Raw genomic sequence first — 25334 nt, 5'->3', positions numbered from 1 at the left:
GGTCCGGATCGTGACAGTGGAGCACCACGATCGACCGAGAAGGACAGTGAGATGCCGGAGTTGTCGACCGCGCGGCGAAGAGCGCGCGGAGTTGCCGCCCTGGGCGTGGGGGCAGTCGCCACCGCCATGATCCGACGCAGTGCCCGCAGGCGCGGCCGGCCCGGCGGCCGTCTCGTGCGCGCCGGGCACGAGGCCGCAGGCGTGGCCGGGGTGACGGCCGCGCCGGTGGCGGAGCAGGCGGTGAAGAGCCGGTGGGTGGTCTTCCTCGCCTACGGGCTGCTGGCGGTCGCGACGCAGGCGCTGTTCGTGAACTACGCGCCGGTGACGCAGGACGCCGCGCGGCACTTCGGCGTTTCGGTGGGCGAGATCGGCTGGCTGTCCCAGGTCTTCCCGCTGGTCTACGTCCTGCTGGCGATCCCGGCCGGACTGGCGCTCGACCGGTTCCTGCGTCCGGCGCTCGTGCTGGGGGCGGTGCTGACCGCGGCCGGGGCGTTCCTGAGGCTGGTGGCCGACGACTTCACCTGGGCGTTCACCGGGCAGGTCGTCGCCGCGGTGGGGCAGCCGTTCATCCTGAACGCGATACCGGGTCTCGCCGTGGGCTACCTGGCGGAGAGGCACCGCGCCACTGGTGTCGCTGCCGCGTCCTCCGCGACGTTCGCCGGCATGGTCGTGGGCTACCTGCTCGGCGCGTGCCTGCCCGGCGAGGGCAACATCCGTACCCTCACCTTCGTGACGGCCCTGGTCGCTCTGGACGCAGGGCTGTGTCTCGTCGCGGCCCTGCGCCTGCGCCCGTACGCGGGCCACGGGTCGGTCCCGGTGACGGGTGGAACGGGCGTCAACCGGTCCTTCCGGGTGGCGTTCGGCAATCGGCACGTACGACGGCTGTGCGCGGTCGCTGTCATCCCGATGGGGACGTTCATCGCCCTCGCGACGTTCGTGCAGCCCCTGCTGGCCCCGGCGGGCGTCTCCGAGCCCACCGCCGGGCTCGTCCTCGCGCTGACGATGATCGCCGGTGTGGTCGGCTGTGCGGTCGTGCCCGTCTGGGCGGACCGGCGCGGCCGCGAGGTCGAGGTCATGGGTGCCGCGATCGCCGTCACCGCGATGGCCTGCCTGCATCTGGCCCTGGTCCCGAGCGCGCTGACAGCGTTCGTCACGCTCCTCGGGACCGGGTTCATGCTGCTTCCCGCCCTTCCCATCGGGTTGTCCTTGAGCGAGCGGCACGCGCCGGGGGCCGAGAGCACGGCGGCCGGGCTGATCTGGATGGCGGGCAACCTGGGAGGGGTCGTCCTGGCGACGGCGGTCGGACTGCTCGTCACCCGCCCCGCGCTCGCCTTCACGGCACTGCTGGGGGCCACCCTGGTCGCCCTTCCGGCCCTCCACTGGTTCCGCAGGCTCGAGCACCCGGTCGATCCCGTGGGGTGAGGTCAGTTCGAGGCGGTCGCGAGGATGCCGGGCGCGATGTCCAGCACGAGGAGCGCTGCCGCAAGATGGGCCGGGTTGTCCTCGACCTTGACCGCCGAGAGCTCGTTCGCGCGCGAGACCCGCCGCTCGACGGTGTTGCGGTGCACGTAGAGAGCGGCGGCGGCCCGGGTGGTGTTGAAGCCGCACTGCACGTAGGTGAGGAGCGCCTGCCGCAGCGCCGGGTCGGCTCCGGCCAGCGGACCGAGGGTGTTGACGACGAACCGTCGGGCGCCGGCCCGGTCCTTGGTGAGCGCGTCGATCAGCTCGACGTCGGCGTAGGCGGTGAACTGCCGGTCGGATGCGAGCCGGACGACCAGTGCCTGCGCCGCGAGGGCGTCCTGGTGGCTGGACCGGAACCCTTCGAGTCCGCGGCCGGGCCTGCCCACCGCGCCGCGGACCCCGGGTGCCGTCGCCATGGCCTGCTCCACCTGGTACAGGTCCGGGACGTCCGCACCGGAGAGCCAGACCCAGCGCGAGGCGGTGCTGCCACGTGCCACCAGGGTGCTGCGCTCCGAGGCCGGGGTGCTCACCGCCGCGACGGCCAGGTCCAGGGCGTCGACGTGCCGGGGGTCGTCGATCCATAGCACGAGACCGGTGTGCCAGCGGCCCAGCCGGTAGTGCAGGCGCCCCTCTGCGAGGTCCTGCGCCATCGGTGCTCCGCCGGCGATCAGCTGGATCAACGCGATCGCCTCGGCGTCCGCGTTGCCCATCGCCGCGGCGAGACTGGCTTCCCGCAGCGCCAGGACGGAGTCGAGGGCGTACTGGACCAATGACTTCGCCGACACGTCCAGGACGTCCACCAGGAGGTCGCGGTCGGTGAACTTCGCCGCGCACTCCTCCAGCCACCGCCGCCAGCCCATGCCCAGGGCCACGCGCCAGGCGCCGGCGAAGTCCGGCGCGATGCCGCGGGAGACGAGGTCGTTGATGTAGGCCGTGGCACGCGGGCCGATGTACGGCTCCACCCGCCGCCCCGGCTGCTGGACGTTCGCCGTCAGCCACTGCACGAGATCGGAGCGGTTGAGCTCGCGGTCCTCCTCCGCCAGGGATGCGTCGGCGAGCAGGGCGGGGTCGTTCTGGGCCACGAGGGTGGGCGGGGTGAGGGCGTCGACCATGGCGTCCGTCTCGCTCATCAGGCGCTGGCACAGGGACCTGATCGCGTCGGCGACCTCGGGGGAAGGCGGGGGCCACAGCTCGTCCATGTCTGAAGTCTGCTCCTGATCTCGAGAAGCCGGTGCACCCGGCGTGCGCCGCGGCACCGGCGGTGGGGGAGGAGGGACAGCGCCCGACATGATCTAGCCTCGTCCTACGGAGGGGCTCGTCGGAGTCGGCCGGCCACCCGCCGGCCGGGCGGCCCCGGCTCTGGGACAGGCGGTGAACGGACATCGACAGCAGCAGGACGACCGACGGGGCGCCGGAGGGCTCGCCCGCCCCCGAAGGCTCCGCAGGTCCGCGGCTGAGGGAGATCAGGGCCGGTCGAGGGTTGTCGTTGACGGAGGCCGCGCACCGGGCGGGCGTCACCAAGGGCTTCCTGAGTCAGTTGGAGCGTGGCCTCACCAGCGTGTCCGTCCCGACGCTGCTGCGGATCTGCGAGGTGCTGCAGATCGGGGTGGGAGAGCTGTTCGACTACCCGGACGAGCCGGTCGTGCAGGGTGGGAGCCGGATCGACATGGGCGGTGAGGGCGTCGTCGAGTACCTGCTGACGCCTGCCGGCACCACGGAGTTCCAGGTCTTCCGCTCGGTGATCGAGCCGGGCGGGGGAACCGGTGGCCCCTACCGGCTCGGCCCGGGAACCGTCTTCGCGCTGGGGCTGAGCGGCTCCACCCGTCTGGTCGTCGGCGGCGAGACCCGGATGCTGTCGCCCGGCGCGTCCACCTCGTTCTCCGGCGGGGTGCTGCACCAGTTCGACAACCCGGGGCCGACGGCGAGCGAGGTCCTGTGGGTGGTGTCGCCCCCGCTCCTGCGTGCCGCTCCAGAGCCGGCCTAGTCCCGTTTGCGCAGCTCCTGACGGCGGATCTTGCCGGTGGCGGTCTTGGGGAGTTCGTCGACGAGGTGGATGCGGCGCGGCCGCTTGTACGCGGCCAGGCGGCCGCGCACGAAGGCGTGGAGCTCGTCCGCGGTCGCGGTGGCCCCCGGTTTGAGGGACACGTGGGCGACGACGGCCTCGCCGCGGTAGGCGTCCGCTTCCCCGACGACGGCGGCCTCGAAGACCGCGGGGTGCTCGTAGAGGGCGTCCTCGACCTCGCGAGGCCAGACCTTGTAGCCGGACGTGTTGATCTGGTCCTTGAGCCGGTCGACCAGGTAGACCCAGCCGTCCGGGTCGAGGACGGCGACGTCGCCGGTGCGCAGGCGCCCCTGGGGGAGGGCGGCGGCGGAGCTGTCGGGCTTCTGCCAGTAGCCGGAGATCACCTGGGGTGCGGAGATCTCGAGCTCGCCGGCGGTCCCGCACGGCAGGCCGGTGCCTTCGGCGTCGACGACGCGCACGACGACGCCGGGGGTGGGCACGCCGACCGAGAGGGTGCCGTCGGCGGCGTGGAGGCGCGCGCGGCGTCCCGGGGGCACGGCGATGCCGCCCGCGGTGGTCTCGGTCATCCCCCAGACGTTGTGGAGGTAGTGGCCGAACCGCTCCTGGAACGCCTCCACGGTGGCCGGCGGTACGGGAGCGCCGCCGGAGTAGAGCAGCCGCACGCGGCGCAGGTGGTCGGCACCGGCGTGTTCGAGCGCCATCAGGGCGTTGAACGCGGTGATCGATCCGAGGGTGAAGGTGACGCCGTGCTCGGCGAACGCGTCGAGCACGACCTCGGGCCGGTAGCGGCCGACGAGCACGAGTGCCGCGTCGTTGAGGACGGCGGTGGCGGCGTTGAGGATCACGCCGGAGATGTGGAACAGCGGGGCGATGCCCAGTACGACGTCGTCGGGCCCGAGACGCACCCAGGCGCCGAAGTTCGCGGCGGAGTGCAGCACGTTGCCGTGGCTGTTCAGCGCGCCCTTGGGCGGCCCGGTGGTGCCGGAGGTGTAACAGATCAGCGCCGTGTCGTCGGCGCCGACGGCCGGCCGCCGCGGACGGTGTCCCGCGTACTGCGCCACCAGCGCCGACAGGTCCGCCAGCTCGCTGGACGCGGCGCCCCAGGCCACGCGGTCGTCGTTGCGGGTCTGCCAGTCGCGGTCGTTGACGCCGATCACCCAGGTGACGGACGAGCCGGCGAGGGCGGCCGTCATCTCGGCTGCGTCGGTGTGGGCCGCGAAGACGCCCACCGGCCGGCAGTCGTCGACCAGTCGGCGCAGTTCGCGGCCGCGGTACATCGGGTTGAGCGGCACGCCGATCGCGCCGGTCTTCCACAGGGCGAGGAGGACGACCAGGTAGTGCGGCACGCTCTGCAGGTGGATCGCGACCCGGTCGCCCCGGCCGACGCCCCGGTCCTGGAGCGCGGCCGCGAGGGCGTCCGAGGCCGCGTCGACCTGGGCGGCGGTCAGCGCGCCGTCGAAGTACCGGACGAGCACGCGGTGGGGCGCCCTCGCCACGCGCGCGTCCCAGGCCTCGGCGAGGCAGGCGTAGCGGAGTACCGGGTCGGGGTCGGTGCCGGCGGGATAGCTCGTGAGCCAGGGCCGCTCGTCGGGCAGGACTTCGGGGTTGGGCGGGGTCATCGTCGACGTACCTTCCTCATCCGGTGGGGGGCGGCTCAGGCCTGGAATCCCGAGGTCCCGGCTCGGGTCATCACGATCGGTGCCACACCGGCGGTGCGGGACAGCCGCAGCACCATGTCGACCACCTCGACCACGTCCTCGACGGCGATCATCGACGCGGCGGGCACCCGGTCCGCGATCCACGAGGTCATGTCGGTGGCGACGTAGCCCGGCGCGATCGAGGTTGCCCGGACGCCGACCGCGGACTCCTCCTGGTGGACGGCCTCCAGGTACCGCAGCAGGGCCGCCTTGCTGGCGCCGTAGACCGAGTAGCCGGCGTCGGCGTGGACACCGGTGATCGACGACAGCCCGATGATGCTGGCGCCGTGCCGCGGGTCGGCGGCGGCGCCCTTGCGGAGCAGCGGCAGTGCCCGCTGGGTCAGTCGCATCGAGGTCACCAGGTTGACCTGCAGGGTCTTGGCCATCCGGTGCGCCGGGAAGTCGGCGGCGCGAGAGACCGTGCCGACACCGGCGTTGAGGACCAGGGCGCTCATCGCGCCGAAGGCGTGCCGGTGCAGCTCGGCGAGCCGGTCGGCCGCGTCGTCGGCGGCGAGGTCGACGGCCAGCCGCGCGACGTGCGGCGCGCCGGCGGTGCGCAGCTCCTCGGCGAGTTCGGTCAGGTGGTCGGCGTTGCGGGCGGTGACCGTCAGGCCCCACCCGTGCCGGGCGAGCCGGGTGGCGATGCCCCGGCCGATGCCGCGGGAAGCGCCGGTGACCAGTGCGGTCCGGGTGGAGGAGTTCGTCATGCCGTCCCCTGCAGTGCGTCGTGCGCGAGGTCGAAGTAGCGGGCGACGGATTCGCCGGCACCGGCGTAGCCCGCGTCGCCGTCGCCGGCGCCCGCCCGGTGGCGGTGGGCGATGCCGGCGGCGATGACGCCGATCTTGAAGTAGGCCAGGGCGAGGTGGAACTCCCAGTTGCGGAGCGGGACGCCCCCGGCCCGCTCGTACCGTTCCGCGAGGCCGGACGCCTCGGGCAGCCGGGGGCTGGTCCAGGAGCTGGGCGCGCCGACGATGAGGTCGAAGACCTGGTCGCGGTAGGCGCACATCAGGGCGACGTCGGCCACCGGGTCGCCGATGGTGGACAGCTCCCAGTCGACGACCGCGGCGATCTCGGCCCTGCCGGTCGCGCGGCCGAGGCGGACCAGGGTGTTGTCGAGGCGGTAGTCGCCGTGCACGACCGAGACGTGGTGCTGGGCCGGCAGGCGTGCGCGCAGCAGCTCCGCGACCCGCTCGCCGGTCGCGGCCAGCCCGGGCGCCCCGACCAGCGTCCACTGGCCGGCCCACCGTCTGAGCTGCCGCTCGGCGTAGGCGTCCGGGCGGCCGAACCGTTCCAGTCCGACCGCGACGTGGTCGACCCGGTGCAGGGCGGCGAGCACCTCGATCAGCCGGGTGACGACGTCGTCGACCTCCGCGTCGCCGAGCGGCGCCAGTTCGGTGGCGAGACGGAGCGACCGGGCGGGGACGTGCTCGACGACGGTGAACGGCACGCCGAGCACGGACGGGTCCTCCACCAGCAGTACGGGCCGCGCCACCGGCACCTCGGTCGGGAGTAGGGCCGAGGTGACCGTGAACTCCCGCGCCACGTCGTGGGCGGACGGCGTGTGTCCGGCGCGCGGCGGGGTGCGCAGCACCCAGGTCGACGCACCGTCGGTGAGCCGGTAGGTGAGGTTGGAGCGTCCTCCGGCGATCTGTTCGGCCCGCAGGGGGCCGGCCGGTGTCGTGCCCCTCCCGCGCAGCGCCGTGGCCAGTCGGGTGAGTTCGGCGTCGGTGAGCCGCGTGCCGGGCGGGGTGGTGGCGGCCGTGTCGTCGCTCATCCGGTCACCGCCCCGCGACGGTGCGCAGTGCGCGGCGGGCGAGGGACCAGCGGTGCACCTCGGAGGGGCCGTCGTAGATCCGGAACGGCCGCAGCTCGCGGGCGATCTTGGCGACTGGCAGGTCGCGGGAGACGCCGAGGCCGCCGCACATCTGCACCGCCCGGTCGACGACCCGGTGCAGCGCCTCGGCCGCGAACGTCTTGGTGATCGAGGTCTCCCGGGAGGCGCGTTCGCCGGCGTCGAGGCGCCGGCACGCGTCGAGCAGCAGCGCCCGGGTGGCGGCGAGGTCGATCTCGCTGTCGCCGATCATCTGGTGGATCATCCCCTGGTCGGCGAGCCGCGAGCCGAAGGCCTCCCGGTCGCTGACGTAGCGCAGGGCCGTCTCGTGGGCCCGCTGCGCCGCGCCCGTCCAGCGCATCACGTGGGTCATCCGGGCGGGGCCGAGCCGGACCTGCGCGTAGCGCATGCCCTCGTCGACGCCGCCCAGGACGTCGTCGTCGGGCACGAACAGGTCGGTGAAGCGGAGTTCGCAGTGCCCGCCGAGCATGCTCCGGTCGACCGTCTCGACGTGCCGTACCACCTCGATGCCGGGTGAGTCGGCGGGGGCGAGGAACATCGTCGCGCCGCCGGCCGAGCCGGGCTCACCGCTGGTGCGGGCCATGATGATCAGGAAGCCCGCTCCGTCGGCCCCCGTGATGAACCGCTTCCGGCCCTCGATCAGCCAGCCGCCGTCGACGCGGCGCGCCGTGGTGCGCAGCATGCCGGGGTCGGATCCGGCGCCGGGTGAGGGCTCGGTCATGGCGAACGCCGAGCGGCACCGGCCCTGCACCAGGGGCGCCAGGTAGCGCTCCCGCTGGGCGGGAGAGGCGATGCGGTCGAGCAGGTGGATGTTGCCCTCGTCCGGGGCGTTGACGTTGATCGCCATCGGCCCGAACAGCGAGCGGCCCGCCGCCTCGAACACCTCGATCCGGTCGACCATGCCGAGGCCGAGCCCGCCGTGCTCCACCGGGCCGTGCGGGGCCAGCAGACCGCGCTCCCGTGCCAGGCCCTGCAGCCGGATCCGCAGCGCCTCTCCTCCGGCGGCCCGGACGTCGCCGTCGAACGCGTCGTCGACGGGGAGGACCTCCTCGGCGATGAAATCCCTCACCCGCTCGGCCAGTTCGTCCGTCGTGCTGTGCTCACTCATGGGGGACCCCCGCATCGAGTCGTTGGTAGGTGGTGGGGTGACACGTGCGCAGGACGAGTGCCTGCACCAGGCCGGCCACGGCCGACAGGGCGACGAGGCCGCCCATCACCCAGGCGCCCTCGGTGGTGCCGACGAGGAGCGGGAGGTTGGCGACGACCAGGCAGACCAGGCCCGCCAGGCCGAGGAAGGACAGCACCGGGGCGACGATCGTGCGCCACGCGGACCGCCGCTCCGCCACGCGCCGGAAGTATCCGATGACCGCGAGACTGGTGGCCGCCATCAGCACGACGATGCCGAGGGTGGAAGCGCCGGAGAACCAGGCGTAGACGTTCCCGATCGGATCGAGGCGGGAAGCGATGACGACCAGGGTGGTGGCGAACGCGGCCGCCGAAACGACCGCGGAGGAGGACGACGGGGCACGGTGCCGGGGGTGAACGACGCCCAGCGGCGCCGGGAGTGCGCCGGCTCTGGACAGCGCCAACTGGTAGCGGGTCACCACGTTGTGGAAGGCCAGCACGCAGGCGAACTGGCTGGTGATCAGGAGCACTTGCATCACGTCGAACCAGAGGGGGCCGACGTAGCGCCGCGCCAGCCCGAGGACCAGGCCCTCGGGGTCGGCCTTCGCGGCGTCGGCCACCGAGTCGACGCCGATCCCGACCACGACCGCCCAGACGGTGGCCGCGTAGAAGACGCCGATCACCGCGATCGCGAGGTACGTCGCGCGCGGGACCGTGACGTCAGGGGCCCTGGCTTCGTCGCGGAACACGGCTGTCGCCTCGAAGCCGATGAACCCGAAGAAGGCGAACATCATGCCGAGGCCCGGGGCGCCGGTGCCCAGGGTCGAGGGCAGCAGCGGCGTCGCCGACAGGCCGTGGGCGCCGCCGTGGCCCACGATCCCGAAATCCATGACCAGGAGCAGGAGCGATTCCAGCACCAGCACCACGCCGAGGACCCTGGCGCTCAGCTCGATGTCGCGGTAGCCGAGGAAGGCGACGATCCCCAGCGAGACCAGGGCCCACACCCACCACGGCGAGCCGAGGCCGGTGCACCGCTCGATGACGTTCCTCGTCGCGACGCCGACGTAGGCGTTCACCCCAACGAGGAGCAGCGTGTAGGAGAAGAGCGCGAGGGTCGCGGCCGACAGGCCCGGTATCCGGCCCAGCCCGGCCTGGACGTAGGCGTAGAAGGCGCCGGCGTTGCGCACTCGCTGGGCCATCGAGGTGAAGCCGACGGCGAAGACCAGCAGCAACGCGGTGGACAGCACGAAGAACAGTGGAATCGCGGGGCTGCCGCTCGCGGCGAAAGCGACGGGCACCGAACCGGCCACCATCCCGAGCGGCGCCGCCGCGGCAACGACCATGAACACGATCTGCGGGACACCGAGTCCGCGGTGCAGTGGATCGGCCGGGCCTGCGGCGCCCCCAGGGGGGTCGACGTGCCCTCCGGCGAAGAGATCGGCCATGTGGCCACCTTTCGACCGACGGCCCGGTACGGGCTCGCCAGGGGTGTTTAGTAGCGGTAAACGACGCAAACGTCTATCACGCAGGTGGGGGTGCCACAAGGCTTTCGGCACTGCTCGGCCGACTTGTGCACGGTGCACCGGGCCCGGTGCGAAACGGGTGCGCGCTGTCGTTCCCGCTCGTGGCCACGGTTGGCGACAGTGAGGTCACGACCCCGGGAACAGCGAGGAAACGCCATGACAACCAAGGTGCTCGACACCGTCGAGGAGTTCGACGTGGTCATCATCGGAGCGGGCATCTCCGGAATCGGTGCGGCCAGCTACTTCAGCCGGGAACTCCCCGGCAAGTCCCTGCTCGTACTCGAGGGCCGCGACAACATCGGCGGCACCTGGGACCTCTTCCGCTATCCGGGCATCCGCTCGGACTCCGATCTCCACACCTTCGGCTACGCGTTCAAGCCGTGGCGCCACGAAGCGGCGATCGCCGACGCGCCGCTGATCCGCGACTACCTCCGGGAGACGGCCGAGGAGAACGGCCTGGAGCGCCTCATCAGGTTGCGCCACCGGGTCGTCCGGGCCGAATGGTCCTCGCTCGACCGCCGGTGGACCCTCACGGTGGAGGTGGCCGACCCCGCCGGCGGGCCGAGCACGACGAGGACCGTCCGCGCCGGATGGGTGTTCGCGGCCACCGGTTACTACCGGTACGACGAGGGCTTCTCTCCCCGTTTCCCCGGACAGGAGGACTTCGAGGGCGCGGTCGTCCACCCCCAGCACTGGCCCGAGGACCTGGACTACAGCGGCAAGAAGGTCGTCGTCATCGGCAGCGGCGCGACCGCGATCACCCTGGTGCCGTCGATGGCCACCGGGCCGGGCGCCGCCCGGCACGTGACGATGCTGCAGCGGACCCCGACGTACGTGCTGGCCCTGCCGCGCGTCGACAAGCTCGCCCTGGCGCTCACCAAGGTGCTCGGAGAGGAACGCGGGTACGCCGCGACGCGGTTCAAGAACATCTGGCTCGACCGCGCGGTCGTCAAGGGACTGCGCACGTTCCCGAAGGCCGGGCGGCGGCTGATCCGGCACGAGAACCGCAAGCGGCTGCCCAAGGGGTTCGACGTCGACAAGCACTTCAACCCGCCCTACGACCCGTGGGACCAGCGGCTGTGCCTGGCCCCGGACGGCGACTTCTTCGACGCGATCAAGAACGGTCACGCGAGCGTCGTCACCGACACGATCACGCGGTTCAGCAGGCGCGGCGTCGTGCTCGGCTCGGGCGAGGAACTGGAAGCCGACGTCGTCGTCACCGCGACGGGGCTGAACCTGCAGCTCTTCGGCGGCATGCCGATCGTGGTCGACGGCCGCGAGGTCGACCTCGCGGACGCGGTCTGCTACCGCGGGATGCTGCTGAGCGGGATCCCCAACTGGGCGATGGCGATCGGCTACACCACGTCGTCGTGGACGCTCAAGGTGAGCCTGATGTGCCGTTACTTCATCGACCTCGTCCGGCACATGGACGCCCACGGGTACGACCGGGTGGTCCCGGTCGCCCAACCCGGGATGGAACGCAGGCCGGTGATGGACCTGAAGGCCGGCTACGCCAAGCGCGCCGAGAGCACGCTCCCCAAGCAGGGCCTCGAGAAGCCCTGGCGGATGGCGTTGTCCTACCCCGAGGACGCCAAGGCGCTGCGTGGACCGGTCGCCGACGACAACCTCGTGTTCGGCAGCGCCCGCTGGGTCGCGCACCCGTCCGGCGGGGGGCGAGCGACCCGTGCCTGACTCCAGCGGCGCGGCGGCCGCCGACCAGTACGCGGCCCTGCCCTCCGGGCTGACGATCTGCTTCCGCGACCACGGCGACCGGACCGACCCCGCCGTCCTGCTCGTCGCCGGCATGGGCGAGGACCTCACCTTCTGGACCGAACCGTTCTTCGCCGCCCTCGTCGCCCGCGGCTTCCGGGTCGTGGCGATCGACAACCGCGACGTCGGCCAGTCGACGTTCGTCACCGCACCGCCTCCCGCCCTCTGGCGGCAGATCGTCGCCCGCCCGCGCGGCGACGCCTACACGCTGGCCGACATGGCCCAGGACGCCGTCGGCGTCCTCGACCACCTCGGGATCGCCCGGGCCCACCTGGTCGGGCGGTCGATGGGCGGGATGATCGCGCAGACCGTCGCGGCCACGGCGCCCGAGCGCGTGCTGTCGCTGACGTCCCTCTACTCGACCACCGGGGCGAAGAAGGTCGGACAGCCGGCGCTCTCGACGATCCGGCTGCTCGCCGCCCCGCCGGCCCGGAACAGGACCGACGCGGTCCGGGCCCACCTGCGGATCACCCGGCACATCGCGGGACGGGGGTACCCCATCGACGACGCGGCCGAGGCGGCCGTCGCGGCCCGTGGCTGGGACCGCAGCGCCGGTGACCCCGCGGCCGGCGTGGCGCGCCAGGTCCAGGCGATCCAGCGCTCCGGGGACCGGACGGCCCAGTTGAGCAGGATCACCGCACCGACGCTGGTCATCAACGGTGACCGGGACCTGCTGGTCGACCCGAGCGGCGGCACCGCAACCGTGAAGGCGATCCGCTCGGCCCAGCACGTGGTCATCCCCGGCATGGGACACCACGTCCCCGAGGCCCTCGTCGGCCCCATCACCCAGTACATCTCGCAGCACGCGGCCCGCGTGGGCGAAGGAGGAAACCATGTCCGCATCTCTTGAGCGCGACTCCCGGGACGCCACGGTCGACGTCGTGGTCGTCGGCGCCGGTTTCGCCGGCCTGAGCGCCGCCGAACGGCTGACGAGCGAGGGCCGCTCGGTCCTGGTCGTGGAAGCCCGCGACCGGGTCGGCGGCCGATCGTTCTCCGGCGAGGTGGCAGGCGTGAAGGTCGACCTCGGAGCGACGTGGGTGTCACGACAGCACACCGCCATCCGGGACCTCGCGCACCGGATGGGGTGCACCACGACCGAACAGTTCGCCCAGGGGCGCAACGTGCTGTGGTTGGCAGGCCGGCGCCGCACCTACAGCGGCACCATTCCCAGGGTCTCCCCCGCGACCCTGGTGGACATGGCCCGCATGCAGGCGGCGCTGAACAAGCTGGTCGCGACCGTCGACGTGAGCGCCCCGTGGGAGACGCCCGGGGCGGGCCGTCTCGACGCCGTCTCGTTCGGCGAGTGGCTCGACCGGAAGAACGCGCTGCCTAGCACCCGGGCGCTGATGACCATCGTCAGCAAGGTGCAGTGGGGCTGCACCCCGGGCGACGTCTCCCTCCTGCACGTCCTGCGCTACATCCGCGCGGCGGGCGGGCTCGACCACATGCTGGACGTCGAGGACGGAGCGAACGAGTACCGGTTCGTCGAAACCACCCAGGAGATCGCCAAGCGGGTCGCGGAGCACCTCGGCGACCGCGTGCGCCTGGAGACACCGGTGCGCCGCATCACGCAGGACGGCAACGGCGTCACCGTCCACACCGACTCCGGCGAGATCCGCGCCGGGTACGCGATCGTCACGGCCGCCCCGGCGCACCGCGCCACCATCGCGTTCGAACCCGCCCTGCCCGAGCGGGCCGCGGGGCTCACCCGGACCTGGCGCATGGGCGTCCTCAGCAAGGCCTTCGTGGCCTACGACAAGCCCTTCTGGCGGGCCGACGGCTGCTCCGGTGAGGCGGTCACCGACACCGGGACCGTGTTCATCACCTTCGACGTGTCCCCCACCCCTGCCGGGCCGGGCGTCCTGATGACCTTCTGCGACCCCCGCGTCTTCGACGGCTTCGGCCCCGAAACCCGACGCGACCTGGTCGTCCAGCAACTCGTCGACCTCTACGGCCCGCAGGCCAGCACCCCCATCGACTACCTGGACCACCGCTGGGGAGCGGAGCCGTTCGCCCCGGGCGGCCCCCACCCGGTCGCCGGCCCCCACGCGACCGTGAGCTACGCCCAGGCGCTCACCGAGCCCCACGGGCGCATCCACTGGGCCGGCACCGAAACCGCCGGCGAGTGGGCCGGCACCATGAACGGCGCGGTCCTGACGGGCCAGCGCACCGCCGAGAACGTCGCCGCCCTCCTGTCCCGCGACGTGCGCGAGGGGGCGTCGAGATGAAGGTGGCGCTGTTCCTGCTGGCCGACCTGTGGATGATCTTCGCCGGCTACTTCTACGGCTGGGCCTTCATCCGCCGCTACGGCAACTACCTCCTCGGCCTCGAGACGATGGTGGTCGCCACCTCCGGCAGCAACTTCCTGGTCTGGTCGCTGCTGGGCGCCGACCCGGGCAGCGTCCTGTACGACGTGGCCTACTTCTTCGACGCCTTCTCCAGGTCCGTCGGCATCACGGTCATCCTGATCATGGGTCTGATGATGGTCACCCACCGCTACCGGCCGAGCCGGGGCGTCGACATCGCCGTGTTCGCAGCCGCGGCCGTGGCCGGCCTGTTCCTGCGGCCGTTCCACGGCGCGGACCTGCACACCGACCGTGCCGCATTCTGGGTCGCCGTGTTCTACGTCGTCGTCAACCTCCTCACGGCGGTCTTCCTCGGGTACTTCGTCAAGCGGCTGTGGCAGGCGGGCGCGCGGCGGCCGGCGATCTGGACGGCACTGGCCACGGCCGCCGGGACCACCATCGCGCTCCTCTACGACTTCTTCCCGCTGCCGTTCGACGATGCCGACCGCACGGTCTTCTACACCGCCGCGCTGGCCACGTGGGGCACCCAGATCTTCGTCTACTTCCGCGCCTACCGCGTGCTGCACGACCGCACCGCCGCCTCGGACGCGAACCCGGCCCGCGCAGTCGGAGCCCCCGCATGAACCCCGGACACGAAGAAGGAGTCAGGATGGCGAACAGGCACGTGTACGCGGTGGTGGACCCCGCCGACGGCACGGTGGTCAAGGAGTACCCCACCGCGACGGACCAGGCCGTCGACGGAGCGCTCGACGCGGCGGCGAAGGCCTACGCGCACTGGTCGAGGCAGACCTCCATCGGCCAGCGCGCCCGGCTGCTCGGCGCCGTCGCCGACCTGCACGAGGAGCGCAGCGCGCAGCTCGCCGCGATCATCCGGCGGGAGATGGGCAAGCCGCTGGACCAGGCCCTCGGGGAGGTCGAGTTCAGCGCCTCCATCTACCGGTACTACGCCGAGAACGCGGAGGCGTTCCTCGCCGACGAGCCGATCGAGCTCCTGGGGGGAGAGGGCACCGCTTTCATCCGCCGCCGGCCGACCGGCGTGCTCCTGGGCATCATGCCCTGGAACTACCCGTACTACCAGGTGGCCCGGTTCGCCGCACCGAACCTCGCGCTGGGCAACACCATCGTGCTCAAGCACGCCTCGCAGTGCCCGGAGTCCGCCGCAGCCCTCCAGCAGTTGTTCACCGACGCGGGCGCTCCCGAGGGCTGCTACGTCAACGTCTACGCCACCCGCCAGCAGATCGCCGCCGCCATCGCGGACCCCCGGGTGCAGGGGGTCTCCTTCACCGGTTCGGAGCGGGCCGGTGCGGAGGTCGCCGCGCAGGCCGGGCGCAGCCTCAAGAAGGTGGTGCTCGAACTGGGCGGCTCGGACCCCTTCATCGTGCTGTCCACCGACGACCTCGACACCACGGTCCAGGCGGCGGTCGAGGCCCGGTTCGAGAACACCGGCCAGGCGTGCAACGGCGCGAAGCGGTTCATCGTCGCCGACGACCTCTACGACGCCTTCCTCGACGCGTTCACCCGCAAGGTGCTCGCCATGACCGACGGCCTGGCGCCCCTGTCCTCGGTCGCCGCCGCCGAGTACCTCGAGGAACAGGTCGAGCGAGCCGTCGACCACGGAGCGACTTTCATCGCCGCACGGCAGCGCGAAGGGGCGCACTTCCCGCCCGGCGTCCTGACGGACGTGTCGCCGACCTCGCCCACGGCCGCCGAGGAGCTCTTCGGCCCCGTCGCGATCCTCCACCGGGCCCGGTCCGAGGACGAGGCGGTAGAACTGGCGAACGCGACACCGTACGGGCTGGGCTCCTACGTGTTCACGATTGACGTCGACCAGGCGGCGCGCGTCGCCGACCGGATCGACGCGGGCATGGTCTTCGTCAACGGCGTCGGCCTCGAAGGCGCGGAACTGCCCTTCGGCGGGGTCAAGCGGTCCGGGTTCGGCCGGGAACTGGGCCGGGCCGGAATCGACGAGTTCGCCAACCGGAAGCTCATCCGCACCGCTCCGACCCGTCCGGCGCAGCCCACTGGAGGAAACCCGTCATGACCATCGAGTTCGACGCCGCCGTCTTCCGGGCCCCCGGCGAACCGCTGACCATCGAGCGGGTCGCCCTCCCCTCGACGCCTCCGCCCGGCGAGGTACTCGTGCGGCTCAAGGCAAGCGGAGTGTGCCACAGCGACCTGCACGTGCTCGTGGGCGACTGGGAGGTTCCGTCGCCGATGATCCTCGGCCATGAGGGAGCCGGGATCGTCGAGAGTGTCGGCGAAGGCGTCACGACGCTGAAGAGGGGCGACCACGTCGTGCTGTCCTGGACGCCTTCCTGTCGCCGGTGCCGCTATTGCATCAGTGGCAGGCCTGTCCTCTGCGACATGGTCAGCCAGCACTCGGCGAACCACGTGTCGTTCGACGGCCGGTCCCGGATCACGTCCGCCGGCGGGGGCGACGTGCTCAGCTTCGCGGGCCTCGGAACGTTCGGCCAGTACACCCTCGTGCCGGAATCGGGCGCGATCACCATCCGGGACGACGCCCCGTTCCCGCAGTCGGCTCTGGTCGGATGCGCCGTCACGACCGGTGTCGGCGCGGCCGTCAACACCGCCGGTGTGCGTCCGAGCGACACCGTGCTGGTCCTCGGCTGCGGTGGCGTCGGCCTGAACGCGATCCAGGGTGCTCGGCTCGCCGGCGCGCGGAAGATCATCGCCGCGGACATCTCCGACGAGAAGCTGGATCAGGCGCGCATCTTCGGCGCGACCGACCTGATCAACAACGGCCGCGAGGATTTCGCGGACCGGGTGCGACAGCTCACCGACGGACGCGGTGTGGAGATCGCCATCGAGGCCATCGGGCTGCCTCGCACCATCGAGTCGGCCTACGAGGTCCTGGCTCGGGGCGGCACGGCGGTGGTTGCCGGGCAGGTGGCGGACGGCCTGAAGGTGTCCATCGATCCCTTCGTCATGTCCGATCAGGAACTCTCGCTCATCGGCTCGAACTACGGCTCCAGCAAGCCGGCTTCCGACTTCCCGTTGCTGATCGACCACTACATGAGCCACCGCATCGATCTGGACTCCCTGGTGACGAGTGTGATCGGTCTGCAGGACGTCAACGAGGCGTTCGACCAGATGAAGCGCGGCATCGGCATCCGCTCGGTGATCACGTACTGAAAGGCAGGGGTGATCTCATGGCCCTGGAATCATCACGCTCGGCCTTCGAGCGAGCCCGCCGCAGTGTCGGCGGAGGTGTGGGGTCGGGCCTGCGCGCCGCGATGCCTCCCCACCCGCTCTTCGTCCGCGAGGCGCGAGGTGCGTACGTCTGGGACCTGGACGGCGACCGATACGTCGACTACGTGATGGCCTGGGGGCCACTCGTCCTCGGTCACGGTGACCCGCGGGTGGTGTCCGCCGTGACGGAGGTCGCGACGAAGATGCAGGTCGTCGGCACCGGCCACCCCCTCGAGTACCTCGCGGCGGAAGCGGTCCTCGAAGCGGTACCGCACGGCGAACGACTGCTGTGGAGCAACACGGGGACCGAGGCGGTACAGGTGGCGCTCCGCCTCGCGCGCGCCGCCACCGGCCGGCGCCGCGTCCTCAAGTTCGCCAAGAGCTACCACGGCTGGCACGACACCGTGTTCGCCGGAATGTCCGAGGACGACTGCGACCGCCCCGCCACCCCCGGCGGACCGGGACAGTCGGCAAGCGTCCTCGACGACCTGGTCGTGGCGCGCTTCAACGACGTACAGCTGGCCGAGCGCCTGCTGAGCGAGGCCGTCGAGCGCGACATCGCGGCCGTGCTCGTCGACCCGGTGATGAGCAACGCCGGCGTCGAAGTACCCTCACCCCAGTTCCTGGCGACGCTGCGAGTGCTGTGCGATCGGCACGGTGTCGTCCTCGTCTTCGACGAGGTGATCGCGGGGTTTCGGATCGCGCGGGGCGGGGCGGCCGAGAAGTACGGCGTCCTTCCCGACCTGTCCGTCTTCGGAAAGGCGATGGCCGGCGGCTTCACCCAGAGCGCCGTCGTCGGCCGGGCCGAACTCGTCGACCAAGTCACGGCCGGCGTCGTGCACGCCGGAACCTTCAACGCCAACCCGATCGCACTGGCGGCCGTCGCCGCGACGATGAGCGCCCTGGCCGACCCCACGGTCTACGAGCAGCTCGAACGGACCTCGTCCGAGTTCGAAACCCTCGTCGGCGGCGTCCTCGGCGCGTCCCCCGACTTCGGCAGCTTCAACCGGGTCGGCTCGCTCCTCCAGTACGTCCCCGCCGGCGCGGCCACCGGACTCCACGGGACCGGCGGCCTCTGGGCCGTGATCCTCGAAGGGATGCTGCGGCAGGGCTTCCTGTTCATGCCGTCCGGCAAGGTCTTCCTCAGCACGGCGCACACCACCGGCGACATCGAGGCGACGGCCGAGGCCCTCGACCGGCTCCTGAAGACGTTGTGAGGTCCGGCTCCGGCCTTCCCGAGCGCTCGACGCCGGGCGCTCGGGCGACTGAGAAATGGAACGTACGCTCATGAACCTCGACAACGTCGAGTACAGCACCTTCACCGGCTGGATCGACCCGCCCACGGACGTCCTCCCGAGCCTCGACGGCGACCTCACGTGCGACGTCGCCGTCATCGGCGGCGGCATGGGCGGCATGGCGACGGCCCTGCGGCTCGCCGACCGCGGTCGGGACGTGGTGCTGCTGGAGGCCGAGTTCTGCGGCTACGGCGCCAGCTCCCGCAACGGAGGCCAGATCGCCTCCGTCCCGGGCGGCGACCTGCGACTGCTGAGCCTCTTCTACCCCAGGAAGGTGCCCGGCATGGTGCGGCTGGGCGAGAACTCGGCACGTTTCACCGAGGACCTCATCAGGGCCCACCACATCGACTGCGACTACGAGCCCAACGGCCTGGCCTTCGCCGCGGTGGGACGAGGACAGATGCTGCGGACGCGGACCATCGCCGCGATCCTCCGGCGCGCCGGAGGAGGTGGAACGGTCGGCACCAGCGAGGAACTCGGCATCCCCCGCACGTTCGTGGGCGGCATGCGGGAAGCCGTGGGCGGAGCCCTGAACCCCGGCAAGCTGAGCCGCGGAGTGCGTCGCGCCCTGCTTGCGTCATCGGCGCTCGTGTTCGAACGGACCAAGGTCACCGATGTCAGGCGGGACCGCGGCAGGGTGCTGGTCTCCACGCCCCGCGGCAGCGTGCGGGCGAACAAGGCCGTGCTCGCGACGAACGCGTACTCCGGCGAGTGGGCCATCACCCCCGAGCGCCTCTCGGTGCCGATGTGGCTCATCGAGATGGAGACGGAGCCGATCGCCCCGCAGCGCATTGCCGCGCTGGGCTGGACCAGCCGATCGGGGGTGATCACCCAGCACCAGATCATGGAGCACTACCGCCTCACCCCGCGCAACACCATCGTGTTCGGCGTCCGACGCATCGAACGGGGGGAGCGCTACCCGCTCCCGGCCAAGGCGCCGGACCGGGCCATGGTCGAGGAGCTCGCCGGCGCGTTCGCCACCCGCTTCCCCGGCCTCGCGGACGTCGCCGTGGAACGCGCGTGGGGCGGCTGGATCGCCATGACCTCCTCCTTCCTGCCGATCGCGGGGCAGATCGAGGACGACGTCTACTACTCGATCGCGTGCAACGGACACGGACTGTCCCAGGCACCGTACGTCGGGTCGCTCATCGCCGACCTGATTGTGGACGGATCGCGGCACGAGGATCTGGACGGCATCTGGGCGGAGGAACCGACGTTCCCACCCTTCCTGATGCTGGGTCCGCTCGGCCTGCGCACGGTATGGGCCCTCGACCGCTTCACCGACATGATCAACGGCAGCCGGCGCCGCGCCCGTCGCGCCGCCGCGTCCAGCCACGTGTGACCCCCACCCGCCCCGGGCCGGGCCGTGTGTCCCCTCCGCGCCCCGGCCCGGTCAACCTCCCCGGAAGACACCATGCTGAACCTCTCGGTCCTGCTCGAGGACTCCGCCCGCGCGTACCCCAACCGGGACGCCGTCGTCCTCGGCCCGACGCGCCTCACCTACGCCCAGGTCGACGCCGCCGCGAACCGGGTCGCCAACCTGCTCGTGGAGCGCGGGGTAAGACCGGGCGACAAGGTGGCACTCAGCTGCCCGAACGTGCCGGAGTTCCCGATCGTCTACTACGGCGTCCTCAAGGCCGGAGCCGTCGTCGTCCCGCTCAACATCCTGCTCAAGTCCCGCGAGGTGGCCTACCACCTGCGGGACGCCGACGCGAAGGCCTACTTCTGCTTCCAGGGCACGCCTGACCTGGCGATCGGCGAGGAGGGGTGGGCGGCCTTCAACGAGGTAGGGACCTGCGAGCACTTCTTCCTGATGACCGCCGACCCGGAGGCGCCTTCGCCGATCGACGGAGCACAGCAATCCGGGGGAGCGCAGACGATGCGCGCTGCGCTCGCCCGCATGTCACCGGTCTTCGACCCGGTGGCCACCGAGGCCGGCGACACCGCCGTCATCCTGTACACCTCGGGCACCACGGGCCGGCCCAAGGGTGCGGAACTCACCCACGCCAACACGATGATGAACGTGATGGCGTGCAACCGGATGTTCGGCAGCAGGCCGGCCACCGACAGTCACGCTGTCTGCCTGCCGCTGTTCCACACCTTCGGCGCCACCGTCCAGATGCACGCGGGGTTCTCGACGGCCGCGACCCTCCACCTCGTGCCGCGCTTCGACGCGGACCGGGTCGTGCGGCTGATGGAGACCGAGGAGATCACCTTCTTCGCCGGCGTGCCGACCATGTGGTGGGGCCTGCTGGGCGCGGTCACGGACGCCGTCGACGTGCACCGGATCGCCCGCAACCTTCGTGTCGGCACGTCCGGCGGCGCCGCGCTGCCGGTCGAGATCCTCGAGCGGATCGAGGAGAAGTTCGGCGTGCGGGTCCTCGAGGGCTACGGACTGTCCGAGACGTCTCCGGTCGTGACCTTCTCCGACCCCGCCGTCGGCTCGCGCCCCGGGTCCATCGGCGTCCCGGTCTGGGGCGTCGAGGTGAAGCTGGTCCGACCGGACTGGTCGGAGGTCACGGGCATCGGCGAGGTGGGAGAGGTCGCGGTGAAGGGGCACTGCGTCATGAAGGGCTACTACAAGCGGCCCGAGGCCACCGCCGAAGTGATCAGGAACGGCTGGCTCCGCACCGGTGACCTGGCCCGCAAGGACGAGGACGGCTTCTACTACATCGTCGACCGGGTCAAGGACCTGATCATCCGCGGCGGCTTCAACGTCTACCCGCGCGAGGTCGAGGAGGTGCTGATGACGCATCCCGCGATCAGCCTGGCCGCGGTCGTCGGCGTGCCCCACCCGAGCCACGGCGAGGAGGTCAAGGCCTTCGTCGTCCTGGCCCCCGGCGTCGCGACCTCCTCCGAGGAGCTGATCGCCTGGGGCCGGGATCAGTTGGCCGGCTACAAGTACCCGCGGTCCGTGGAGGTCGTCGAGCGCCTGCCGATGACGGCCACCGGCAAGATCCTCAAGCGCGAACTCGCCTGAGCCACCCGGTGCGGACAGCCGAGGAGGCGGCTCACGCAGTGCCGGCGGCCGGCAGGCTCTGCTCGGTCCAGATCGTCTTCCCGGACTGGTCGTAGCGGCTGCCCCAGCGTGCGGTGAGCTGGGCGATGATGAACAGGCCGCGGCCGCCTTCGTCGGCCCAGCGGGCCCGGCGCAGGCGGGGCTGGGTGCTGCTGGGGTCGGTGACCTCGCAGACCAGGACGTGGTCGTGGATCAAGCGCAGCCCGACCGGGCCGCCCGCGTATCGGACGGCGTTGGTGACCAGCTCGCTGACGACCAGTTCGGTGGCGAACGCCAGGTCGCCCAATCCCCATGCGTCGAGTTGACGGCGTGTCACCTCGCGTGCCTCGGCGATGACGGCGGGGTCTGCCGGGAACTCCCAGGCGGCGGTGGCGTGCGGAGGCAGCACGCGCGTGCGGGCCAGGAGCAGGGCGACGTCATCGCGCGGGGTGGGTGCACCGGCCCGGGCGACCACGGCGTGGCCGATCTCCCCGAGCGGGCGGCCCGGGCGGCAGTGCGCCGCCAGGCGGTCGCTCAGGTCCCGCAGGCCCGCTTCGGCATCGTGGTCGGCGCGCTCGACCAGCCCGTCGGTGTACAGCGCGAGGACGGTTCCGGGGGCCAGATCGATCGTAGTGGCTTCGAACGGCATGCCGCCGACGCCCAGCGGAGGGCCCGGGGAGAGCTCCTCCAGAACGCGCGGCGGGCCGTCCGGCGGGACGACGACCGGCGGCGGGTGGCCGGCGGAGGCCACGACGCAGCGGCCGGTGACGGGGTCGTACAGCGCGTACAGGCAGGTGGCCCCGATCGCGTCCTGCTCGTCGGGGCCGGCCTCGGCGGCGAGCCGGGCGACCAGGTCGTCCAGGTGGGCGAGCAGTTCGACGGGGTCGAGTTCCAGGTCGGCCAGGGTCTGGATCGCGGCGCGCAGCCGCCCCATGGTGGCCGTGGCGGCCAGGCCGTGGCCGATGACGTCGCCGACGACGAAGGCGGCCCTCAGCGAGGGCAGCGGGATCACGTCGTACCAGTCGCCGCTGACCTCGGCACCGCCACCGGCGGGCAGGTACATCCCCGCGGTGTCGGCCGCGGGCGTGTCGGTGTCGGCCGGGGGCAGCAGCCGCTGCTGGAGGGCGACGGCGGCCCGGTGCTCGCGGGTGTATCGGCGCGCGTTGTCCACGCTCAGGGCCGCCCGGGACGCGATCTCGGTCAGCAGGTCCGCGTCCTGCCGGTCGAACGGCGCGCGCCGGTCGGTGCGCCAGAGGTCGACGGAGCCGAGCAGCAGGCCGCGCGCGAACAGCGCGACGGCGATGGCCGAGTGACCGTGCTCGGGAATGACCTGGCGGAGGATCTCCGGGGTGCCGAACGCCTCGATGTAGTCCGCCCGGCCGCCGATGACGGCCTGGCCGTGCTGGTAGTCCCGCAGGACCGGGTGGTCCGGGTAGGGCGGGTTCGGTTCGCCGGGTTGCACTAGCGGGGCCGGCCACGGCCCGGTCGCCGAGGCCACCGCCACCCGGCGCATGTGGAGGTCCCCGCCACCCACGATCTTCGGGGGCTCGTCGCCCACCAGGACCGCCTCGGCGAGATCCACCGAGGCCAGGTCCGCGAAGGCCGGCACGAGGACGTCCACGAGCTCCTGGGCGGTGTGCTCGATGTCGAGGGAGGCGCCGATCCGCACCGATGCCTGGTACCGCAACTCCATTTCCCGGCGCGCCCGTTCCGCGGCGGTGGCGTCCGTCAGGAGCACGGCTACGCCGCTCGGGTGCCCTGTGGCGTCCTCCAGCCGGAGTGCGGACAGCGAGAAGTTCCAGTGCCGTTCGGGAACCTGAGGGGAGCGCATCCGCTGCTCGTGCCCGACGAGCGGCACGCCCGAATCGAGGACCTGCCGGAGCGTCGCCTCGGTCTCCGCCGCGTCGCGCGCGGACATCACTTCCGCCAGTCGGCTGCCGATCGGAAGGCCGGGTCCGCCGAACGCCTGGGGTGTGATGTTGGTCCGCACGACGGCCAGGTCCGTGCCGTGGATGCCGATACCGATCAGGTCCTGGGCGAGCAGTGCACGCAACAGCGCGGCGCCCTGCTCCCAGTCGACCACACTGTGCACGGGGCAGGCGAGGACCAGGAGCGAGGAGTCCGGCAGCGGAACCGCCTGGAAGGCGACTTCGATCGCGCCACCGGAGCGCTGCCGCAGCGCCGCCCACCCGGCACGCGGCAGCGGCGGTTCCTCGACGTCGGGCGCGGCGAACGCGGAAACGTCGACCAGCAGGTCCCCGATCGGCTGCCCGCAGACCTCCGCAGCTGTCAGGCCCACCAGGACCTCGGCCGTGCGCGACCAGTGCCGCACCGTACCCCCACGGTCGACCACGGCCGTCGCGATCTCGTCGAACACGGACCCGAAAGGCCCTCCACGCGGGGGCGGCAGCTGCATGCCTCCCACCTCCCAACACCACGACCCCCTGCGCCCCATTCTGTGCGACCCGGCCGGTGCCCGCGCCCCGAGCGCCGTCGTGCGGCAGCGTGCCGGGAGGCCGGCCTCGATCTGCTCGTACGCCGCAGGACACGTGCGGGGAAGCGAACCGGGCGAGGCGCCTTCGGTGAGCAGCCCGACCTCGGCCGAGGGCTCTCCTGACACCGTACGCCGGTGTCCGCAACGGGGGCGGTTCCACGGCTGGTGGCCGTCGTCGCCTCTTCCCGGGCTATTGAACGAGCAGGTCAGTGACGGTTTCCGCGCGGCTTCAGTGCGACGTTCGGCAGCTCCGGAGCGGGCAGACGCTCGCCCGGGTAGCCGTCGTGGACCTGGCCGAGCCGGCCGCTGTGCTGCTGTCAGTCGGTGCTCAGGGGCATGGCCGATCATCCGGGGTCAGCAAACGGTCAGCAAGCGACCCGGAGGTCAGTACCAGTGGCGCCGATCAACCTCATCCGTGGCATGGGCAGCTTCTTCAAGGAGTGCGAGCACCCCGAGAGCCGGTGGCCGCGGTGCCCGCACGAGTACAGGATCCGGTACCGCAACGCGGCCGAGCGGCAGACCGAGGAGTCGGCTTCACGACCCAGGGCAAGGCGAAGGCCCGGCTCGCCGAGGTCTACCAGGAACGCAAGCACAACCCGCACGGGCAGCACCGGATCGACCGGATCCAGAAGTACAGCCCGATGCAGTTCCGCGAGTACGCGGCGGAGTGGCGGACCTCGCAGCGCGGCCTGGGGCCGGCCTCGGTGCGCCACCTCGACTCGCTGCTCGAGCACCACCTGCTGCCGGCGTTCGCGAGCCGGCGGATGGGCACCTTCGACCACAAGGCCGTCGACGCGTTCATCATGGACATGGAGCGCAACGGCGTCGGCCTGGCCACCCAGTCGAACGTCTTCGACAAGCTCCGCGCCATCCTGCTGGACGCACACCGCCTGGGAATCTACGACGAGAACCCGGTCGAGGGCGTGGTCCCGCCGCAGTACGACCCCAAGCGCGCGGTCATCCCCTCCCCGGAGCAGCTCGCCGCGCTCAGGGGCGCGGGCGACGAGGTGCTCCAGCTGGTCGCCGACCTGATGAGCGGCTCCGGCCTGCGCAACGGCGAAGCCCTCGCGGTGAACGTCAACAACATCGTCGCCGACGACGTCTACCGCATCACCGAACAGGTCAACCAGACCACCGGCCGCTACGCCCCGTTGAAGCACCGCAAGGCCGGGGAGTACCGGGACGTGCCGCTGCCCGCCCGGGTCCGGCGATCGATCGAGGCGTATGCCGACACCTTCGGCACGGTCGACGGGTACCTCCTGCGGCATCCCCGCGACGTGGCCAGGCCCATGCCCACCTACCACCTGCAGAACCAGTGGCAGCGGCTCAAGCCCGGCGGGACGGTCGAGATACGCTCGGTTGATCCCGGTTCCTGAACTCATCGAATTCCCTGAACCCTCCCGATTTGAGGTTTCTTACCATGCGGTCATGGCCGGGCGATGAGCTTTTGAGGCGGCCCCGGCGGGGGAATCGGCAGGGCGTCGGAGCGTCCGGCGGACCGGGGCTTCTCGGCTGCGGCTGGCGGGGCGCGCGCAGTCGCAAGAGCTGTATATCCGGAGGAATAAGGGCATACCCGGCTG

19 protein-coding genes are annotated in these 25334 nt (G+C 71.9%); 12 read left to right on the top strand and 7 right to left on the bottom strand.

The window, feature by feature from the left end; all coding sequences use genetic code 11:
* Nucleotides 1-126 precede the first annotated feature (126 nt).
* A complete protein-coding gene (locus ABEB06_RS06545; protein WP_345695834.1) occupies nt 127-1422 on the top strand; it encodes an MFS transporter in 1296 nt (431 codons plus the stop codon).
* A gap of 2 nt (nt 1423-1424) precedes the next feature.
* Here the strand turns inward: ABEB06_RS06545 and ABEB06_RS06540 are convergent, their stop codons facing one another.
* Entirely contained in the window at nt 1425-2660 is a 1236-nt protein-coding gene (locus ABEB06_RS06540; protein ID WP_345695833.1) for a PucR family transcriptional regulator, read from the bottom strand.
* Nucleotides 2661-2842: 182 nt separating this feature from the next.
* Here ABEB06_RS06540 and ABEB06_RS06535 point away from each other — a divergent pair, with 182 nt between their 5' ends.
* Nucleotides 2843-3445 carry a helix-turn-helix domain-containing protein gene (locus ABEB06_RS06535; RefSeq protein WP_345701754.1) on the top strand — a complete coding sequence of 201 codons (603 nt, stop codon included), beginning with the start codon at nt 2843-2845 and terminating at the stop codon, nt 3443-3445.
* Here the strand turns inward: ABEB06_RS06535 and ABEB06_RS06530 are convergent.
* Genes ABEB06_RS06530 through ABEB06_RS06510 form a run of 5 tightly spaced genes read right to left on the bottom strand, consistent with a single transcriptional unit; the run spans nt 3442 to nt 9603 of the window.
* Nucleotides 3442-5103 (bottom strand): class I adenylate-forming enzyme family protein, encoded by a 1662-nt coding sequence (locus ABEB06_RS06530; RefSeq protein ID WP_345695832.1) that lies wholly within the window; start codon nt 5101-5103, stop codon nt 3442-3444. The two genes, ABEB06_RS06535 and ABEB06_RS06530, sit on opposite strands and share 4 nt — an antisense overlap.
* A gap of 35 nt (nt 5104-5138) precedes the next feature.
* Nucleotides 5139-5888 carry an SDR family NAD(P)-dependent oxidoreductase gene (locus tag ABEB06_RS06525; RefSeq protein WP_345695831.1) on the bottom strand — a complete coding sequence of 250 codons (750 nt, stop codon included), beginning with the start codon at nt 5886-5888 and terminating at the stop codon, nt 5139-5141.
* Entirely contained in the window at nt 5885-6955 is a 1071-nt protein-coding gene (locus tag ABEB06_RS06520; protein ID WP_345695830.1) for a phosphotransferase family protein, read from the bottom strand. The genes ABEB06_RS06525 and ABEB06_RS06520 overlap by 4 nt, the downstream gene beginning before the upstream one ends.
* A 4-nt stretch (nt 6956-6959) precedes the next feature.
* Nucleotides 6960-8141 (bottom strand): acyl-CoA dehydrogenase family protein, encoded by a 1182-nt coding sequence (locus tag ABEB06_RS06515; RefSeq protein WP_345695829.1) that lies wholly within the window; start codon nt 8139-8141, stop codon nt 6960-6962.
* Entirely contained in the window at nt 8134-9603 is a 1470-nt protein-coding gene (locus tag ABEB06_RS06510) for an APC family permease (RefSeq protein WP_345695828.1), read from the bottom strand. Before ABEB06_RS06510 ends, ABEB06_RS06515 begins: the two co-directional genes overlap by 8 nt.
* Nucleotides 9604-9837: 234 nt before the next feature.
* On the opposite strand from ABEB06_RS06510, the gene ABEB06_RS06505 reads away from it, so the two are divergent.
* From ABEB06_RS06505 to ABEB06_RS06465, 9 genes are all read left to right on the top strand, one after another.
* Nucleotides 9838-11373 carry a flavin-containing monooxygenase gene (locus ABEB06_RS06505; RefSeq protein WP_345695827.1) on the top strand — a complete coding sequence of 512 codons (1536 nt, stop codon included), beginning with the start codon at nt 9838-9840 and terminating at the stop codon, nt 11371-11373.
* Entirely contained in the window at nt 11366-12301 is a 936-nt protein-coding gene (locus ABEB06_RS06500; protein ID WP_345695826.1) for an alpha/beta fold hydrolase, read from the top strand. Before ABEB06_RS06505 ends, ABEB06_RS06500 begins: the two co-directional genes overlap by 8 nt.
* Nucleotides 12285-13679 carry a flavin monoamine oxidase family protein gene (locus ABEB06_RS06495; RefSeq protein ID WP_345695825.1) on the top strand — a complete coding sequence of 465 codons (1395 nt, stop codon included), beginning with the start codon at nt 12285-12287 and terminating at the stop codon, nt 13677-13679. Before ABEB06_RS06500 ends, ABEB06_RS06495 begins: the two co-directional genes overlap by 17 nt.
* Nucleotides 13676-14380 carry a transporter gene (locus ABEB06_RS06490; RefSeq protein WP_345695824.1) on the top strand — a complete coding sequence of 235 codons (705 nt, stop codon included), beginning with the start codon at nt 13676-13678 and terminating at the stop codon, nt 14378-14380. The genes ABEB06_RS06495 and ABEB06_RS06490 overlap by 4 nt, the downstream gene beginning before the upstream one ends.
* Before the next feature lie 26 nt (nt 14381-14406).
* Nucleotides 14407-15798: an NAD-dependent succinate-semialdehyde dehydrogenase gene (locus tag ABEB06_RS06485; RefSeq protein ID WP_345695823.1), complete on the top strand. Its 1392-nt coding sequence runs from the start codon at nt 14407-14409 to the stop codon at nt 15796-15798.
* Complete coding sequence (locus ABEB06_RS06480) at nt 15795-16910, top strand: Zn-dependent alcohol dehydrogenase (RefSeq protein ID WP_345695822.1); 1116 nt, start codon at nt 15795-15797, stop codon at nt 16908-16910. Before ABEB06_RS06485 ends, ABEB06_RS06480 begins: the two co-directional genes overlap by 4 nt.
* 17 nt (nt 16911-16927) lie before the next feature.
* Complete coding sequence (locus ABEB06_RS06475) at nt 16928-18184, top strand: aspartate aminotransferase family protein (RefSeq protein WP_345695821.1); 1257 nt, start codon at nt 16928-16930, stop codon at nt 18182-18184.
* Between the two features lie 70 nt (nt 18185-18254).
* Nucleotides 18255-19604 carry an NAD(P)/FAD-dependent oxidoreductase gene (locus ABEB06_RS06470; protein WP_345695820.1) on the top strand — a complete coding sequence of 450 codons (1350 nt, stop codon included), beginning with the start codon at nt 18255-18257 and terminating at the stop codon, nt 19602-19604.
* A 72-nt stretch (nt 19605-19676) separates the two neighbouring features.
* Nucleotides 19677-21242 carry a long-chain-fatty-acid--CoA ligase gene (locus ABEB06_RS06465; RefSeq protein ID WP_345695819.1) on the top strand — a complete coding sequence of 522 codons (1566 nt, stop codon included), beginning with the start codon at nt 19677-19679 and terminating at the stop codon, nt 21240-21242.
* 31 nt (nt 21243-21273) lie between these two features.
* Here the strand turns inward: ABEB06_RS06465 and ABEB06_RS06460 are convergent, their stop codons facing one another.
* Nucleotides 21274-23676, bottom strand: coding sequence for a SpoIIE family protein phosphatase (locus tag ABEB06_RS06460; RefSeq protein WP_345695818.1), 2403 nt, complete (start codon nt 23674-23676; stop codon nt 21274-21276).
* Nucleotides 23677-24224: 548 nt separating this feature from the next.
* Between ABEB06_RS06460 and ABEB06_RS06455 the strand changes: the two genes are divergently transcribed.
* Nucleotides 24225-25130 carry a tyrosine-type recombinase/integrase gene (locus tag ABEB06_RS06455; protein ID WP_345695817.1) on the top strand — a complete coding sequence of 302 codons (906 nt, stop codon included), beginning with the start codon at nt 24225-24227 and terminating at the stop codon, nt 25128-25130.
* The last annotated feature ends 204 nt before the right edge of the window (nt 25131-25334 follow it).

The sequence above is a fragment of the Kitasatospora terrestris genome (assembly GCF_039542905.1).
Lineage (GTDB): Bacteria > Actinomycetota > Actinomycetes > Streptomycetales > Streptomycetaceae > Kitasatospora > Kitasatospora terrestris.
The sequence above is the reverse complement of the archived record's forward strand: the minus strand, read 5'-3'. Positions and strand labels throughout refer to the sequence as shown.